Genomic DNA, 14,942 nt, shown 5'->3' on the forward strand with positions numbered 1-14,942 from the left:
CTTAACCAGCACTTTCAGGGAACCCGCTCATGACCAGCACCCGGATCGCAGTCGCCGGCGCGGGCTACATCGGCCGCGCTCATATGGCGGTCGCGCAGCAAAGCGACGCGTGCACGCTGTCGGCGATCGTCGATCCATCGCCGGCGGCCGCCGCGCTCGCGGCCGAGGCCGGCGTGCCGCTGTTCCGCACGCTCGACGAACTGCTCGAACGCGATCGCCCCGACGGCGTGATTCTCGCGACGCCGAACCAGCTGCACGTCGAACACGCGTCGCGTTGCCTCGCGGCGCGCGTGCCGACGCTGCTCGAAAAGCCGATCGCGCCGAGCGTCGACGAAGCGGAAACGCTCGCCGCCGACGCGGCGCGCAGCGGCGTGCCGCTGCTGATCGGTCATCATCGCGCGCACAGTCCGATCATGGCGCGCGCGCGGCAGCTGATCGACGAGGGGCGGCTGGGCAAGCTCGTCGCGGTGATGGGCAGCGCGGTGTTCTTCAAACCCGACGAGTACTTCGCCGACGCCGACTGGCGGCGCCAGCCCGGCGGCGGTCCGATCCTGCTGAATATGATTCACGAGGTGCACAACCTGCGCATGCTGTGCGGCGACATCGTCGCCGTGCAGGCTTTCTCGTCGCATGCGACGCGCGGCTTTCCGGTCGAGGATACGGTCGCGATCAACCTGCGTTTCGCGAACGGCGCGCTCGGCAGCTTCATGCTGTCCGATACCGCCGCCAGCGCGCGCAGCTGGGAGCAAACGTCGCAAGAGAACAAGGCCTATCCGTCGTATCCGGACGAAGACTGCTACGTGATCGCGGGCACCTTCGGCTCGCTCGCGGTACCGACGATGCGCCTGAAGACCTACGCCAAAGCCGCGGACCGCTCGTGGTGGAAGCCGTTCGACGTCAGCGTCGCCGAGATGACGCGCGACGACCCGCTAAAGCTGCAGCTCGAGCATTTCGTGCGCGTGATTCACGGCAAGGAGCCGCCGCTCGTCAGCGCGCAGGACGGTTTGCAGAATCTGCGTATCACCGAGGCGATCGTCGAAGCGGCGAAGACCGGTGCGGTCGTCGATACGACCCGCGCTGTCGCGGCGGCGGTCCACTAAAACAAGCCGAATTGGCGCCGATATTTCACAGTTGATTACTCAGGATGGCTCTATGAAAACATTCGTGATGCTGCACGGCATCAACCACAACATGTTCGGCAAGCGCGATCCCGCGCAATACGGCACGATCACGCTCGAAGAAATCGACGCACGGCTGCGCGCGCTCGGCGACGAGCTCGGCGTGCGGGTCGAGAGCTTTCAGACCAATAGCGAAGCGGCGATGTGCGAGCGCATTCACCAGGCGTTCACCGACAACGCCGACGGCGTGCTGATCAACGCCGGCGCGTGGACGCACTACAGCTATGGCATTCGCGACGCACTCGCGATCCTGACGGTGCCAGTGGTCGAGATCCACATGTCGAACATTCACGCACGCGAGGCGTTCCGCCATCAGTCGGTGTTCGCGGAGATCGTCAAAGGGCAGATTTGCGGCTTCGGCGTGGACAGCTATCTGCTCGGGCTGCGCGCGGCGGTGTCGGCGGCGGGCTAGCGCCACGTTTCGGTCAACTCGTTGGCCAGCACCATTTTCTGGCGGACCACCTCGACGAACGCCGGGTCGATACCCGGCTGCGCCTTCAGGAATTTCAGCGCGGCGGAGTGCACGGCGCGCAACGCGCCGCCGTCGATGCCCGTCATGCGCGCCGCGCTGCGCCGCGTTTCAACGACCAGATCGCGCGCGCTCGTGAAGTCGGGTGACAAGCCGCATTGCGCGTCGAACGCGGCGCTCAGGCCGCTCGCGTAGTCGCGCGACTCGCCGAGCCGCTCCATATCGATCAGCAGATCGACGCCCTCACCCATGCGCAGCGCGCAGAGAATCCACAACGCAATGAACGCGCGATACGCGTTGTCGCTGTCCACCGTGCGCGCGAACTGCTCGCACGCGAGCGCATATGCGTCATCGGGCATCGGCGGCAGCGGCGGCAGCCGCACGCCGCACACGCCGATCGCCTCGCTCACCAGCGGATCGATCTGATTCAGACCGAGCACGCGAAACGGCGCGGCGACAAAAAACGCATTGCTCCATTGCTGCCGCAGCAGCCAACCCGACGCGAACTGCGACGCGGGATTGCGCAGCACACCCACGTGCAGCGCCTCGGCAAACGCGCGCTTCAGCCACGGCAGACGACCGCCCGTGCGGCAAAACTTGAACACCGGCACGCGGCCCTGCTCGACCGTGTGTGCGCTCAGCGCGCGCAGATAGGCCTGCATTGACGGGAACGTCGCATCCGGCTCGCGGGTAAAGCGATCGATGCTGAAACGCCGGTCGTAACCCGCGACGCCGCGCGCGTCTTCGCGCAAAAACGGCCGGTATTCGTCGAAGTATGGCGCGGCCAGCGGCGGGTGACCCGAGGTCAAGGTCGGCCGCGACGCGGGCACGTCGGCCAGTTTGAGATCGGCGAGCACGTTGCTGAGCGGCTCGTAGAAACCGGCCGCGCCTTCGAGTTCGCGCAGCCGCGACCACACCCACGTGCCCGCGCTGCGCCAGCCCGTGTGCAGAAAAACCGCCTGTTTCAGCGGAGTATCGGGCGCTGCGTCGTTCGCGGACGACTCATGAGGCAACGACATGGACTTCTTTTCCAATGATTGAATCAATAGACCGGAAGCGCCACTTTACCCTGTGATCGAGCGGGACGCATTATGCTGCGAGATTCCACGCTTCCGCCAATGCACTCACCTCGCCCTCATGAACGATTCGGCCGATATACGCTTCCTGCTCACACTGCGCGCGAGCGGCAGTCTGATCGCCGCCGCGCGGCGGCTCGCGCTGTCGCCGTCGGCGATCACGCAGCGTTTGCAGCAACTCGAAAAGAAGCTCGGCGCGCAGCTCGTGAACCGCAGCGCGCGCCGCCTGCAATTCACCGACGAAGGCCTGCTGCTGTGCGAGCGCGGCGCCGATCTGATCGCGCAGTTCGACGCGCTGTTCGACGATCTGCAAACGCGCCGCGGCGGCCTCGTCGGCACGCTGAAGATCAATGCGCCGCTCGGTTTCGGACGACGCCATCTGGCGCCGCTGATCGGCGAGTTCCAGCAGCAGAACCCCGATATCGACGTCGCGCTGACGCTGTCGGACCGGCCGTTGACCGAAACGCTCGATCGCTTCGATATCGTCGTGCATATCGGCGAGCTGCCGCTGTCGAACCTGATCGGCTATATGATCGCGCCGAACGCGCGCTTCGTCTGCGCGGCGCCCGCACTCGTCAAGCGAATCGGCCAACCCGAATCGCCGGAAGCGTTGAGCCGGCTGCCCTGCATCGTGCTGCGCGAAAACAACGAGGACGTGTCGCTGTGGCAGTTCAGCAAGGGCCGCACGCGCCGCAGCGTGCGCGTATCCGCGCATCTGAGCTGCAACGACGGTGACGTGATCCGCCAATGGGCCTGTGAGGGGCGTGGCGTGATTCTGCGCTCCGAATGGGACGTCGCAGACGATCTTGCGAAGGGCAAACTGGTGCGTGTGCTGCCGGGCTGGAAAGCGCCGGATGCGAACGTGATCGCGCTCACGCATCAGCGCACGGGGCTGCCGGCGCGCACGCGCCATTTCATGCAGTATCTGCAAAGCCGCTTCAGGCCGCTGCCACCGTGGCGGCGATGATTCAGTTAGTCTGAATCTAAGAGTCATCCCCCCTGAACGCTGACGTCCTATCGAAAACCTATAGTCGACTCATCTTCAACAGCCGGCCCACATGCAATCATGACTGCTGCCGCCCACGCCACCGACACCCCCGCCTACCCCGACGCGGTCCTGTTCGACCTGCTCACCGCCCTGCTCGACTCGTGGACCTCGTGGAACCGCGCGGCAGGCTCCGACGAAGCGGGTCGCGCCTGGCGTGCCGCCTATCTGCGTCTGACGTACGGCTGCGGCCGTTACGTCCCCTACGAACAACTGGTGCGGAAAGCCGCCACGCAAGTCGGTCTGTCCGAAGCGGCCGCGAACGCGCTCGAAACGGACTGGCTGAATCTGACGCCATGGCCGGGCGCGCTCGACGCATTGCGTGCGCTCGCGCCGCACTGCAAGCTCGCGGTTGTCACCAACTGCTCCACGCGGCTCGGCTTGCAGGCGTCCGCGCTGTTGCCCGTGCGCTGGGACGCGATCGTGACCGCCGAGGAAGCCGGCGTCTACAAGCCGGACCCGCTCCCGTACCGTCTCGCGCTCGACAAACTCGGCGTCGAACCGCGGCGCGCCGCGTTCGTCGCCGGGTCGAGCTACGACATGTTCGGCACCGCGGCCGTGGGTCTGCGGACCTACTGGCACAACCGGGTCGGCCTGCCGCTCGTTGCGGGTGCGCAAGCGCCCGAGGTCGAAGCGGCATCGCTCGACGGGCTCGTGCCGTGGCTCGCAAGCTTTGCCCGCGAGCGTCGCCATTGAACCTAAAACCTCACCTCGTTCCTCAGGTGCAAGCATGAAACTCGAACAGATCGAAACCCCGGCCGCGTTGATCGACGTCGCCCGGATGCAGAAGAACATCGCGCGCATGCAAGGGCGGATGAATACGCTCGGCGTCGCGTTCCGGCCGCACGTGAAGACCACCAAGTGCATCGACGTCGTGCGCGCGCAGATCGCCGCCGGCGCGCGCGGCATTACGGTATCGACGCTGAAAGAAGCCGAAGCGTTCTACGCGGCCGGCGTCCACGACATCCTGTACGCCGTCAGCATGGTTCCGTCGAAGCTGCCGCGCGCGCTCGCGCTGCGTCGTCAGGGCTGCGATCTGAAGCTGGTGGTCGACAACCCGACCGCCGCCGCGGCGCTTGCCGCGTTCGGCGACCAGCACGGCGAAACGTTCGAGGTCTGGATCGAGGTCGATACGGACGGCCATCGCTCGGGAATCCAGCCTGAACAGCAGACGCTGCTCGACGTCGGGCGGATTCTGCACGAGAACGGTGTGAAGGTCGGCGGCGTGATGACTCATGCGGGTTCGAGCTATGAGTTGAATACGCCCGAAGCGCTCGCCGCGCTCGCGGAGCAGGAGCGCGCGGGCTGCGTGCGCGCCGCCGAGCGGCTGCGCGAAGCGGGCATCGCGTGTCCAGCGGTCAGCGTCGGTTCGACGCCGACCGCGCTCGCCGCACGGAATCTCGAAGGCGTCACCGAGGTGCGGGCCGGCGTCTACGTGCTGTTCGATCTGGTCATGCACAACGTGGGCGTCTGCACGCTCGACGACATCGCGCTCAGCGTACTCACGACCGTGATCGGTCATCAGGAAGACAAAGGCTGGGCGATTCTCGACGCGGGCTGGATGGCGCTAAGCCGCGATCGCGGCACCTCGCGGCAGTCGCACGATTTCGGTTATGGGCAGCCGTGTTTGCTCAATGGCACGTTGCTGCCGGGCTATGTCGTGAGCGGCGCCAACCAGGAGCACGGGATTCTTGCGGCGGCTCAGGCCGATCCGCAAGCCGATGCACAGAGCGACGACATCGCGCAGCGCTTTCCGATCGGTATGAAACTGCGCATCCTGCCGAACCACGCGTGCGCGACCGGCGCGCAGTTCCCCGAGTATCACGCGGTCGCGCCGGACGGCAGCAGCGTCGCGTGGCAGAGGTTTTACGGCTGGTAAGCCACCGCGTCACTCATCCTCTTCCGACAACCCCGCCAGCAGATCGTCGACCGCGCGATATACGCGCTCGACGATCTCCGGTCCCACCTTGCGCTCGAGTTCGCGATAGTGCGCCTCGAGATCCTTCGAAATCACGCGTACCAGTTCGATGCTCGTATCCGTCAGCGACACGAGTACGCGCCGCTGATCCTCCGCGAAACGTTCCTTCGTCACGAGCTCCATGCTTTCCATGCGCGCGAGCACGCCGGCCATGCTCGGGCTCGAAATCGTGCAGATGTCGGAGATCTGGCGCGGCTCCATCGGGCCGTGCTCGTTGAGCGCGCGAATCACTCGCCATTGCTGCTCGGTGAGTCCGTGCGCAGTGATCAACGGACGAAAGCGCTCCATCATTTTTTCGCGAGCGCGTAATAACAGCATCGGCAGATTGCGGTGCAAAACTCGGGTGGACGCAGCGGACATGTTGGCAAGAAATCGGAAAGAAAAGCTGTCGAAGCTTACGGGAAAACCCGCGATCAACTGACAGCCTATTGACCGTCAATCATATCAAGCAGGATACTACTAACATCTTAGTGTTTTCGCCGAACTTTCGCCACGAGGCTGCGAATATATGTTTGCCCTTGCCGATCATCTACTGCATCCCGAAGGCGACGCGCTGCCTCGCGACGTCGACGCGCACGCCGCGGCCGCGTTGCTCGCGCGCGGCGTCGCGTGTCGCGCGCCGGTCAGCGGCGCGGTGTACGGAGTCCTGCTTAACGATCGCGCCGCCTTGAACGCGCTGGGCGACGCAGTGCATGCGGCACCGTACAAGGCGCCGCCGAAAGCGCCGATTCTGTATCTGAAGCCGCGCAATACGCTGGCCGGACATCGGGCGCGCGTGGTCGTGCCGGATGACGCGCTCGGCGTCGAGGTCGGCGCATCGCTCGGCATCGTGATCGGCCGGACCGCGACGCGCGTCGGCGTCGAGCGCGCGGCGGACTATATCGCTGGCTATACGCTGGTCGGCGATCTGAGCGTGCCGCACACCAACGTGTATCGGCCCAACGTACGGCTGCGCGCACGCGACGGCTTCTGCGTGATCGGACCCGCGCTCGTCGCCGCCCGCCATGTCGCCGCGCCGGATCGGCTCGACATCGCCATATCGCTGAACGGTGCCGAACCGTTTGTAGCGAGCACCGCATCGTCGGTGCGCAACGTCGCGCAATTGCTCGCCGACGTCACCGACTTCATGACGCTGAACGCGGGCGACGTGCTGACCCTGGGCGTGCGGCATGGCTCGCCTGTCGCGCATGTCGGCGATACGGCCACGCTGTCGATCGGCACGCTGCCGCCATTGACCATCTCGTTCGTGCGCGTCGATCAACACCATGGAGAACAATCATGATGCGCGGCCGCGTCGCCTATGCGGGAGCGATTCACGAAGCGTATCCGCACGAGCAGGGTGTCCGTCTCGCCGACGGTCGCGTGCGTCGCGAGGACGAAGTGGTCTGGCTCGCGCCGATTGAAGTCGGTACGATCTTCGCGCTGGGGCTGAACTACGCGGAGCACGCGAAGGAGTTGCAGTTCAGCAAGCAGGAAGAACCGCTGGTGTTCCTGAAGGGACCGGGCACGGTACTCGGCCATCGCGGCGTCACGCGCCGCCCCGCCGGCGTCACGTTCATGCACTACGAGTGCGAGCTCGCGGTCGTGATCGGGCGAACCGCACAAAACGTCGCGCGTAAAGACGCGATGCAGCACGTGGCCGGCTACATGATCGCGAACGACTACGCGATTCGCGACTACCTCGAAAACTACTATCGCCCGAATCTGCGCGTGAAGAATCGCGACGGCGGCACGGTGCTCGGCCCCTGGTTCGTCGACGCCGCCGACATCGCCGACGTCACGCAACTCGAGCTGCGCACCTTCGTGAACGGCGCGCGTCAGCAGTGCGGCAATACGCGCGATCTCGTCACCGACATCCCCGCGCTGATCGAATACCTGAGCGGCTTCATGACGCTCGCGCCCGGCGACGTGATCCTGACCGGCACGCCCGAAGGCATCGTCAACGTCAACGCGGGCGATGAAGTCGTGTGCGAGATCGACGGCCTCGGCCGCCTCGTCAACACGATCGCATCGGACGCGGACTTCGGCCTCTGATGGACAGCAAAAAACCAGCGAACAGCAAAAGGACAACGCAATGCCGATCGACCATCTGATCAACGGCGAGATGTGCACCTCGAGTGACTACTTCGAAACCGTCAATCCAGCCACGCAGGAAGTGCTCGCCGAAGTCGCGCGCGGCGGCGCGAAAGAAGTCGATGCGGCCGTGCAAGCGGCCAAAGGCGCGTTCCCCGTCTGGGCCGCGAAACCCGCCGCGGAACGCGCGAAACTGATCCGCAAGCTCGGCGAGCTGATCACGAAGCACGTGCCGGAAATCTCGGAGACCGAAACGAAGGACACCGGTCAGACGATCTCGCAGACGCGCAAGCAACTGGTGCCACGCGCGGCCGACAACTTCAGCTATTTCGCCGAGATGTGCACGCGCGTCGACGGCCACACGTACCCGACCGAGTCGCATCTGAACTACACGCTGTTTCATCCGGTCGGGGTGTGCGCGCTGATCTCGCCGTGGAACGTGCCGTTCATGACGGCCACCTGGAAGGTCGCGCCGTGCCTCGCGTTCGGCAATACCGCCGTGCTGAAGATGAGCGAGCTGTCGCCGCTGACCGCCTCGATGCTCGGCAAGCTCGCGCTCGAAGCGGGCATTCCGGCGGGCGTGCTGAACGTCGTGCACGGCTACGGCAAGGAAGCGGGCGAACCGTTGGTCGCGCATCGCGACGTGCACGCAGTGTCGTTCACCGGGTCGACCGCGACCGGCAATCGCATCGTGCAAACCGCGGGCCTGAAGAAGTTCTCGATGGAGCTGGGCGGCAAATCGCCGTTCGTGATCTTCGACGACGCCGACTTCGAACGCGCGCTAGATGCCGCGGTGTTCATGATCTTTTCGAACAACGGCGAGCGCTGCACCGCCGGCTCGCGCATTCTCGTGCAGCGCTCCATTTACGCGCACTTCGCCGAGCGCTTTATCGAGCGCGCGAAGCGTCTGACGGTGGGCGATCCGCTCGCGGACAGCACGATCGTCGGCCCGATGATCAGCCAGGGGCATCTCGCGAAAGTACGCAGCTATATCGAGCTCGGCCCGAAGGAAGGCGCGACGCTCGCGTGCGGCGGCCTCGATGCGCCCGACTTGCCCGACGCGTTGCGTCACGGCAACTTCGTCACGCCGACCGTGTTCGTCGACGTCGACAACCGCATGCGCATCGCTCAGGAAGAGATCTTCGGACCGGTCGCGTGCCTGATTCCGTTCGACGATGAAGCCGAGGCGATCCGTCTCGCCAACGATATTTCGTATGGTCTGTCGAGCTATATCTGGACCGAGAATACGGGCCGCGCGTTGCGCGTGGCGGCCGCCGTCGAAGCGGGCATGTGCTTTGTGAACAGCCAGAACGTGCGCGATCTGCGTCAGCCGTTTGGCGGCACCAAAGCGTCGGGCGTGGGCCGCGAAGGCGGCACGTGGAGCTATGAGGTATTCCTCGAACCGAAGAACGTCTGCGTGTCGCTCGGCTCGCATCATATTCCGCGCTGGGGCATCTAACAGCGACATCGAAAAAACCTGGGAGACCGCGATGGGCAAACTCGCGCTGGCAGCAAAAGTCACACACGTGCCGTCGTTGTATTTATCCGAGCTCGACGGTCCGCACAAGGGTTGCCGTCAGGCCGCGATCGACGGACACCACGAAATCGGCCGACGCTGTCGCGAACTCGGCGTCGATACGATCGTCGTGTTCGACGTGCACTGGCTCGTGAATAGCGAATACCACATAAATTGCGCGCCCAAATTCGAAGGCGTGTACACGAGCAACGAGCTGCCGCATTTCATCAGGAACATGCCGTACGCGTACCCGGGCAATGTCGGGCTCGGTGAGCTGATCGCAGAAGTCGCCAACGAAATGGGCGTGAAAAGCCGCGCGCACAGCGCGACCACGCTCGAACTCGAATACGGCACGCTGGTGCCGATGCGCTATATGAACAGCGATCAGCACTTCAAGACGGTGTCGGTGGCGGGCTGGTGTATGTGGCACGACCTCGCGACCAGCGCGCGCTTCGGCTTCGCGGTGCGCAAGGCCATCGAAGAACGCTATGACGGTACCGTGGCCATTCTCGCGAGCGGCTCGCTGTCGCATCACTTCGCGAACAACGGCACCGCCGATCAGTTCTTGCACAAAGTCTGGAGCCCGTTCCTCGAACAGATGGATCGCAGCGTGGTGCGCATGTGGGAAGCCGGCGACTGGAAGACCTTCTGCGACATGCTGCCGCTCTACAACGAGAAATGCTGGGGCGAAGGCGGCATGCACGATACGGCGATGCTGCTAGGCGCGCTCGGCTGGGACCGTTACGACGGCAAGGTCGAGGTCATCACGCCTTATTTCGGCAGTTCGGGCACCGGTCAGATCAACGCGATCTTCCCGGTCACGCCGCTACCTGTCTGACACTCGCGAGGAATCGCCATGCCTCACTTGACACTCGAATACAGCGCCAACCTCGCGGATGCTCAACGGCTCGGCGAACTTTGCAAAGACCTCGCGCAGTGCCTCGACGCGCAGCGCGATAACGGCGAGCGGGTCTATCCGCTCGGCGGCATTCGCGTGCGCGCACTGCGCTGCGACCAGTACTGCATCGCCGACGGGCGTCCCGACGCCGCGTTCCTGCACGCAAACCTGAAGATCGGCGCGGGTCGCTCGGAGGCCGTCAAGAAGGCGACCGGCGACGCGCTGTTCGCGCTGATCAAGCAGTGCTTCGCCACTGAGTTCGAACGGCAGGGGCTCGCGTTGTCGCTCGAAATCAACGAGTTCAGCGAAGCGGGCACCTGGAAACACAACAATCTGCATGCGCGGCTCAAGCGCTGACACATCATGCTAGACGAACAAACCATTCGCGACCTCGCCGCGCAACTCGATCACGCGGAAAAGACCCGCACGCAGCTGCGCCATTTTTCCGCACAGTATCCACAGATGACCGTACAGGACGGCTACGCGATTCAACGCGAGTGGGTCAAGCTGAAACTCGCCGAAGGCCACGTGATCAAGGGCAGGAAGATCGGCCTGACGTCGCGCGCGATGCAGCGCTCGTCGCAGATCGACGAACCCGACTACGCGCCGCTGCTCGACAGCATGTTCATCGACAGCGGCCAGGACATTCGCGCGGATCGCTTCATCGCGCCGCGCGTCGAGGTGGAACTCGCGTTCGTGCTGAACAAACCGTTGAAGGGCCCAGGCGTCACGCTGTTCGATGTGCTCGACGCGACCGCCTATGTAACGCCGGCCATCGAAATCATCGACGCGCGCATCGAGCAGTTCGATCGCGAAACGCGCGCGCCGCGCAAGGTCTACGACACGATCTCCGACTTCGCCGCCAACGCAGGCGTCGTGCTCGGGGGCAGGCCCGTGCGTCCGCTCGAGGTCGACCTGCGCTGGGTCGGCGCGCTGCTGTACAAGAACGGCGCAGTCGAGGAAAGCGGGCTCGCGGCGACGGTGCTCAACCATCCGGCCACCGGCGTCGCGTGGCTCGCCAACAAGATTGCTCCGTACGATGAATCACTGAACGCGGGCGACGTCATCCTGAGCGGCTCATTCACGAGCCCGATTCCGGCCCGCGCGGGCGACACGTTCCACGTCGACTATGGCCCGCTCGGCGGCATCGGTTTGAACTTCATCTGAGAGCAACGACATGTCCTTGCCGACCAACCCCTTCAAACGCGCGCTCGCCGACGGCAAGCCGCAGTTCGGCTTGTGGGCCGCGCTCGCCGACGCCTACGTGACCGAGCTGCTCGCCACCGCCGGTTTCGACTGGCTGCTGATCGACAACGAGCACGCGCCGAACGACGTGCGCAGCACGCTGTCGCAGCTGCAGGCGGTCGCTGCGTATCCGTCGCATCCGGTCGTGCGGCCGGTGAAAAGCGACGCCGCGCTGATCAAGCAGTTGCTCGACATCGGCGCGCAAACGCTGCTGCTGCCGATGATCGACACGGCCGCGCAGGCGCTCGATGCGGTCGCGGCCACGCGTTATCCGCCGCAGGGTATCCGCGGCGTCGGCAGCGCGCTCGCGCGTGCGTCGCGCTGGAATCGTGTGCCCGACTATCTGAACACCGCTGCCGACGAACTATGCGTGATCGTGCAGGCGGAGACCGTGCAGAGCCTCGACAATCTCGCGGAGATCGCGCGCGTGGATGGCGTCGATGGCGTGTTTTTCGGGCCGTCGGATCTGAGCGCGTCGATGGGATTGCTCGGCAAACCGGGCGACGCACGCGTGCGCGACGCGATTCGCCGCGGCATCGAAACCGTGCGCGGCGCCGGCAAGGCGGCGGGCGTGCTCGCACTTGATCCCGCGCTGGCGGCCGAATATCTGGCAGCGGGCGCGAGCTTCGTCGCGGTGGGCACGGACACCGGCTTGCTGAGCCGCGCGGCCGCGGAGCTCGCCGCGTCGTACAAAACCACGGCGGCGATCGCGCCGCGGGTCAAAGGCGGATATTGACGCAACAAAAGCCGCGGGCCGCCTCACCCGCCCCGCGCTCGCGGCCTTCCCCTACTCCCCCGCCGGCCAGGGCAAGCCTCGCGCCGACCAATCCAGCTCGACCCCCATCACACAGCGCCCGCTCGCCAAATGCACGGCCAGGGTCACCGCGATGCACGGTCGCCCGCTCGCGAGCGACAGATACGGATTACTGGTGATCGCCTCGCCGGGCAGCAGCACCGCATTGCGGAAGTACGGCCGATGATCCCAGCGCGCATCGCGCGGATTCGCGACCGGCTGCAGCGACGCGGCGTCCTTGCACCATGCCGGCCCGCGCACCTCGTGACCGATCTGGCGGCCGGTATCGTCGAGAAGGAAGCAGCTGATGCAGCGCTTGAAGGTCGCGAGCAGCGCGAACGCGTCGTCCATCGTGACGCCGGCGCGCAAGCCGTCGGCCGCGCGCCGCAGTTCGACCCGGTACGGCTCCAACTCGGATTCGAACAACGCATACTGATGCGCGCGGCCCTGCGCGATCACGTCGAATGCATCGTCGATCTGGCGGTGCACCGACTCGGGCGGCGCGATCTCGACAGCGGGCCGGCCGAGCAGATAGCCCTGCGCGAAATCGACATTCGACTCGACCGCGAGAATCAGCTCGTCGGTCGTCTCGACACCTTCGACGACCACTAGCATCCCCGCCTGATGCAGCAGCGACACGAGCTTCGGCAGGATCGGCTGCTGGGTGCCGTGCGTGGTCGCGCGAATCAGCTCGCCGTCGAGCTTCACGATGTCCGGCCGGATCCGCAGCAGCCGGTCGAGGTTCGACTGGCCCGCGCCGAAGTCGTCGACTGCGATCAGGAAGCCGTGCTGGCGATAGCGCGCCGCCGCGCGCGACATCTCGTCGACGCTGCCGCCATGCGATTCGAGGATCTCCAGAATCACGCGCTCGGGTTCGAGCCCCGCGGCGCGCACGATTTTCGTCAACTGATCGGCATAGCCGTCGGCGACGAAGGTGGACGGCAAGATGTTCAGGAACAGCCAGGCATCGCCGGGCAGCGCGCGGCGCGCGTTGCCGAGATGGACCGCGTGGCTCGCGCGGTCGAGCGCGCCTTCGTCGCTCGACGGCTTCGGCGCGAACATCACGACCGGCGGCACCAGCGTGCCGTCGTCGTGCTCGCCGCGCAGCAGCGCCTCGAAGCCGACCTGCTTCTGATGCGACAGGCTGTAGAGCGGCTGAAAGTGCGAGATCAGATAGAAGTCTTCCCAGCGGTAACGCGGCGCAAGCACGTCGTCGAACGGCGGCTGCAGCGCGTCGAACGGCCGCGCGCGCTCGGCGCAGACACGGTTGCGGCCCGTCTGCTTCGCGCGCAGCAACGCTTCGTCGGCGCGATCGAGCAGCACCATGAAGCTTTCGCCGCGCCGGTGCTCGGCCACGCCGAAGCTCGCGGTCAGATTGCCGTCCGGCCGTTCGATCGCGGCGATGTCGAGGCGCAGCCGCTCGGCGAATTGCAGCGCGCCGGTGAGGTCGTCGTCGATCAGCAGCGCGAACTCTTCGCCGCCGATGCGGCTCACGCTGTGGTAAAGCGCGACCGCGTCCTTCAGCACCTGAGCGACCTGAAACAGCGCGTGGTCGCCGACCGCATGGCCGAAGCGGTCGTTGAGCGACTTGAAGCTGTCGATGTCGAGAAAGATCGCGCTGATCCGCGCGCCCGGCGCCAGCGTCTCGAGTCGTCCCTCGGCGTGCTTGACGAACGAGCGGCGGTTTTGCAGGCCGGTCAGCGAATCGGTTGCGGCGAGTTGCGCGAGCTGGCTTTCGAGCAGAAAGTGATTGCGCCGGAAATGGTAGAAGGCGAAATGGAACACCGCCGTCGTCGGCGCGCCGATCGCGATGACCCACGTCCACACGGCCACGTCGACCTCGGGCGCATGAGTTTTGCCGCGCAGCAGCGCGATGGCCACCGCGTAAAACAGCGCGCTGCCGGTGGCGAAATGCGCGGGCGTGAGCCATATCGGGGCCGCGCAAATCGGTATCACGACGAACGCGGGCAACAGCCACGGCAACGGATTTGCAAGGCCCTGCGCGTTCAGCACGAGCCCGCCGATCAGCACCAGCTCGTATGCGACGCAAATCGCGCCGAACAGCGCCGTCGATTTCGTGCACGGGATCGCCAGTACCAGCAGAGCAAGCACGACCGCGCACAGTAGCCGGTACACGAGCGGCGCGGACGGTGCGCTGACCAGTTCGCGCGCCGCCACCATCGACAGGAACGCCAGCACCGTGAAGCCCAGCTTCATGAGCGCAAGCGGCCGCTGATGCTCGAGCGAGCGCCGGTGAAAGCGCTCACGCATACTCGGCTGGGACAGGTGCTGCGTTGGGATGGCAGACATAGAGGCTGATCAGGCTGGGTTTCCGGTCACTCCGCCAATGGTTATCGGCAAACGTTCGATAAACATTTATGGCTAACGTGAAACGACGCATGAATTGCTATGCGCTCGACTACACCGCCATCACTCGATCGCGCCCCGCCGCTTTGGCCGCCTACCCATTGCGAATTATTTTGAATCGAAGCTCGTGCTCGGCCATTGCCAGCAAGCGACGATAACTTTCATTACGGTTTCAGGCAATTGCGCAATGCTATTCGCACGATTTAGCACCCGCCAAATGCATCATTTAGAGCGTTAAGCTCAAAGCGTGCCGGAATTGTCGGCGAATGCGACTATTGCTGCGCAAGCTTTTTGTGCGCGAAGC

General features: G+C 65.1%; 15 protein-coding genes. 12 read left to right on the forward strand and 3 right to left on the reverse strand.

Going from position 1 to position 14,942, the window contains the following annotated elements:
- Positions 1-29: 29 nt before the first annotated feature.
- Both VSR82_RS09625 and aroQ read left to right on the forward strand, forming a co-directional pair.
- Complete coding sequence (locus tag VSR82_RS09625; protein ID WP_429457416.1) at positions 30-1,100, forward strand: Gfo/Idh/MocA family protein; 1,071 nt, start codon at positions 30-32, stop codon at positions 1,098-1,100.
- 52 nt (positions 1,101-1,152) lie between these two features.
- Positions 1,153-1,590: a type II 3-dehydroquinate dehydratase gene (aroQ, locus tag VSR82_RS09630; protein ID WP_368585994.1), complete on the forward strand. Its 438-nt coding sequence runs from the start codon at positions 1,153-1,155 to the stop codon at positions 1,588-1,590.
- On the opposite strand, the gene VSR82_RS09635 is transcribed toward aroQ, so the two are convergent.
- Complete coding sequence (locus VSR82_RS09635; RefSeq protein ID WP_368585993.1) at positions 1,587-2,666, reverse strand: hypothetical protein; 1,080 nt, start codon at positions 2,664-2,666, stop codon at positions 1,587-1,589. The genes aroQ and VSR82_RS09635 overlap by 4 nt on opposite strands.
- Before the next feature lie 118 nt (positions 2,667-2,784).
- Between VSR82_RS09635 and VSR82_RS09640 the strand changes: the two genes are divergently transcribed.
- From VSR82_RS09640 to VSR82_RS09650, 3 genes are all read left to right on the forward strand, one after another.
- A complete protein-coding gene (locus tag VSR82_RS09640; RefSeq protein WP_498857659.1) occupies positions 2,785-3,690 on the forward strand; it encodes a LysR family transcriptional regulator in 906 nt (301 codons plus the stop codon).
- Positions 3,691-3,789: 99 nt separating this feature from the next.
- Complete coding sequence (locus VSR82_RS09645; protein ID WP_429457411.1) at positions 3,790-4,464, forward strand: HAD-IA family hydrolase; 675 nt, start codon at positions 3,790-3,792, stop codon at positions 4,462-4,464.
- A 34-nt stretch (positions 4,465-4,498) separates the two neighbouring features.
- Complete coding sequence (locus VSR82_RS09650; RefSeq protein ID WP_410851779.1) at positions 4,499-5,647, forward strand: DSD1 family PLP-dependent enzyme; 1,149 nt, start codon at positions 4,499-4,501, stop codon at positions 5,645-5,647.
- 9 nt (positions 5,648-5,656) lie between these two features.
- Here VSR82_RS09650 and hpaR read toward each other — a convergent pair whose 3' ends face one another.
- Complete coding sequence (gene hpaR / locus VSR82_RS09655) at positions 5,657-6,064, reverse strand: homoprotocatechuate degradation operon regulator HpaR (protein WP_176124839.1); 408 nt, start codon at positions 6,062-6,064, stop codon at positions 5,657-5,659.
- Between the two features lie 190 nt (positions 6,065-6,254).
- Between hpaR and VSR82_RS09660 the strand changes: the two genes are divergently transcribed.
- From VSR82_RS09660 to hpaI, 7 genes are read left to right on the forward strand one after another with little or no spacing between them, the layout of a single operon-like run.
- Entirely contained in the window at positions 6,255-7,028 is a 774-nt protein-coding gene (locus VSR82_RS09660) for a fumarylacetoacetate hydrolase family protein (RefSeq protein WP_429457409.1), read from the forward strand.
- Positions 7,025-7,780, forward strand: a complete 756-nt coding sequence (locus tag VSR82_RS09665; protein WP_429457407.1) for a fumarylacetoacetate hydrolase family protein — start codon at positions 7,025-7,027, stop codon at positions 7,778-7,780. Before VSR82_RS09660 ends, VSR82_RS09665 begins: the two co-directional genes overlap by 4 nt.
- A 40-nt stretch (positions 7,781-7,820) precedes the next feature.
- On the forward strand, positions 7,821-9,278 hold the full coding sequence (gene hpaE, locus VSR82_RS09670) for a 5-carboxymethyl-2-hydroxymuconate semialdehyde dehydrogenase (protein ID WP_429457405.1): 1,458 nt from the start codon (positions 7,821-7,823) through the stop codon (positions 9,276-9,278).
- Positions 9,279-9,309: 31 nt separating this feature from the next.
- Entirely contained in the window at positions 9,310-10,173 is an 864-nt protein-coding gene (hpaD, locus tag VSR82_RS09675; protein WP_368585986.1) for a 3,4-dihydroxyphenylacetate 2,3-dioxygenase, read from the forward strand.
- Between the two features lie 18 nt (positions 10,174-10,191).
- Complete coding sequence (locus tag VSR82_RS09680) at positions 10,192-10,590, forward strand: 5-carboxymethyl-2-hydroxymuconate Delta-isomerase (protein ID WP_368585985.1); 399 nt, start codon at positions 10,192-10,194, stop codon at positions 10,588-10,590.
- A 6-nt stretch (positions 10,591-10,596) separates the two neighbouring features.
- On the forward strand, positions 10,597-11,400 hold the full coding sequence (gene hpaH, locus VSR82_RS09685; RefSeq protein WP_429457401.1) for a 2-oxo-hept-4-ene-1,7-dioate hydratase: 804 nt from the start codon (positions 10,597-10,599) through the stop codon (positions 11,398-11,400).
- Positions 11,401-11,410: 10 nt separating this feature from the next.
- Positions 11,411-12,214 (forward strand): 4-hydroxy-2-oxoheptanedioate aldolase, encoded by an 804-nt coding sequence (hpaI, locus tag VSR82_RS09690; protein WP_429457399.1) that lies wholly within the window; start codon positions 11,411-11,413, stop codon positions 12,212-12,214.
- Positions 12,215-12,265: 51 nt separating this feature from the next.
- Here hpaI and VSR82_RS09695 read toward each other — a convergent pair whose 3' ends face one another.
- Positions 12,266-14,581, reverse strand: a complete 2,316-nt coding sequence (locus VSR82_RS09695) for an EAL domain-containing protein (protein WP_368585982.1) — start codon at positions 14,579-14,581, stop codon at positions 12,266-12,268.
- Between the last annotated feature and the right edge of the window lie 361 nt (positions 14,582-14,942).

Source organism: Burkholderia sp. JPY481 (genome assembly GCF_038900515.1).
GTDB classification, from domain to species: domain Bacteria; phylum Pseudomonadota; class Gammaproteobacteria; order Burkholderiales; family Burkholderiaceae; genus Paraburkholderia; species Paraburkholderia youngii.

Excerpts from the sequence above, each read along its gene's own strand:
- VSR82_RS09625 (WP_429457416.1), top strand. The coding sequence starts at position 30 with ATGACCAGCACCCGGATCGCAGTCGCCGGCGCGGGCTACATCGGCCGC.
- VSR82_RS09635 (WP_368585993.1), bottom strand. The coding sequence starts at position 2,666 with ATGTCGTTGCCTCATGAGTCGTCCGCGAACGACGCAGCGCCCGATACT.
- hpaI (WP_429457399.1), top strand. The coding sequence starts at position 11,411 with ATGTCCTTGCCGACCAACCCCTTCAAACGCGCGCTCGCCGACGGCAAG.
- VSR82_RS09695 (WP_368585982.1), bottom strand. The coding sequence starts at position 14,581 with ATGTCTGCCATCCCAACGCAGCACCTGTCCCAGCCGAGTATGCGTGAG.
- VSR82_RS09660 (WP_429457409.1), top strand. The coding sequence starts at position 6,255 with ATGTTTGCCCTTGCCGATCATCTACTGCATCCCGAAGGCGACGCGCTG.
- VSR82_RS09650 (WP_410851779.1), top strand. The coding sequence starts at position 4,499 with ATGAAACTCGAACAGATCGAAACCCCGGCCGCGTTGATCGACGTCGCC.
- VSR82_RS09645 (WP_429457411.1), top strand. The coding sequence starts at position 3,790 with ATGACTGCTGCCGCCCACGCCACCGACACCCCCGCCTACCCCGACGCG.
- hpaR (WP_176124839.1), bottom strand. The coding sequence starts at position 6,064 with ATGCTGTTATTACGCGCTCGCGAAAAAATGATGGAGCGCTTTCGTCCG.
- aroQ (WP_368585994.1), top strand. The coding sequence starts at position 1,153 with ATGAAAACATTCGTGATGCTGCACGGCATCAACCACAACATGTTCGGC.
- VSR82_RS09680 (WP_368585985.1), top strand. The coding sequence starts at position 10,192 with ATGCCTCACTTGACACTCGAATACAGCGCCAACCTCGCGGATGCTCAA.
- hpaE (WP_429457405.1), top strand. The coding sequence starts at position 7,821 with ATGCCGATCGACCATCTGATCAACGGCGAGATGTGCACCTCGAGTGAC.
- VSR82_RS09640 (WP_498857659.1), top strand. The coding sequence starts at position 2,785 with ATGAACGATTCGGCCGATATACGCTTCCTGCTCACACTGCGCGCGAGC.
- hpaH (WP_429457401.1), top strand. The coding sequence starts at position 10,597 with ATGCTAGACGAACAAACCATTCGCGACCTCGCCGCGCAACTCGATCAC.
- VSR82_RS09665 (WP_429457407.1), top strand. The coding sequence starts at position 7,025 with ATGATGCGCGGCCGCGTCGCCTATGCGGGAGCGATTCACGAAGCGTAT.
- hpaD (WP_368585986.1), top strand. The coding sequence starts at position 9,310 with ATGGGCAAACTCGCGCTGGCAGCAAAAGTCACACACGTGCCGTCGTTG.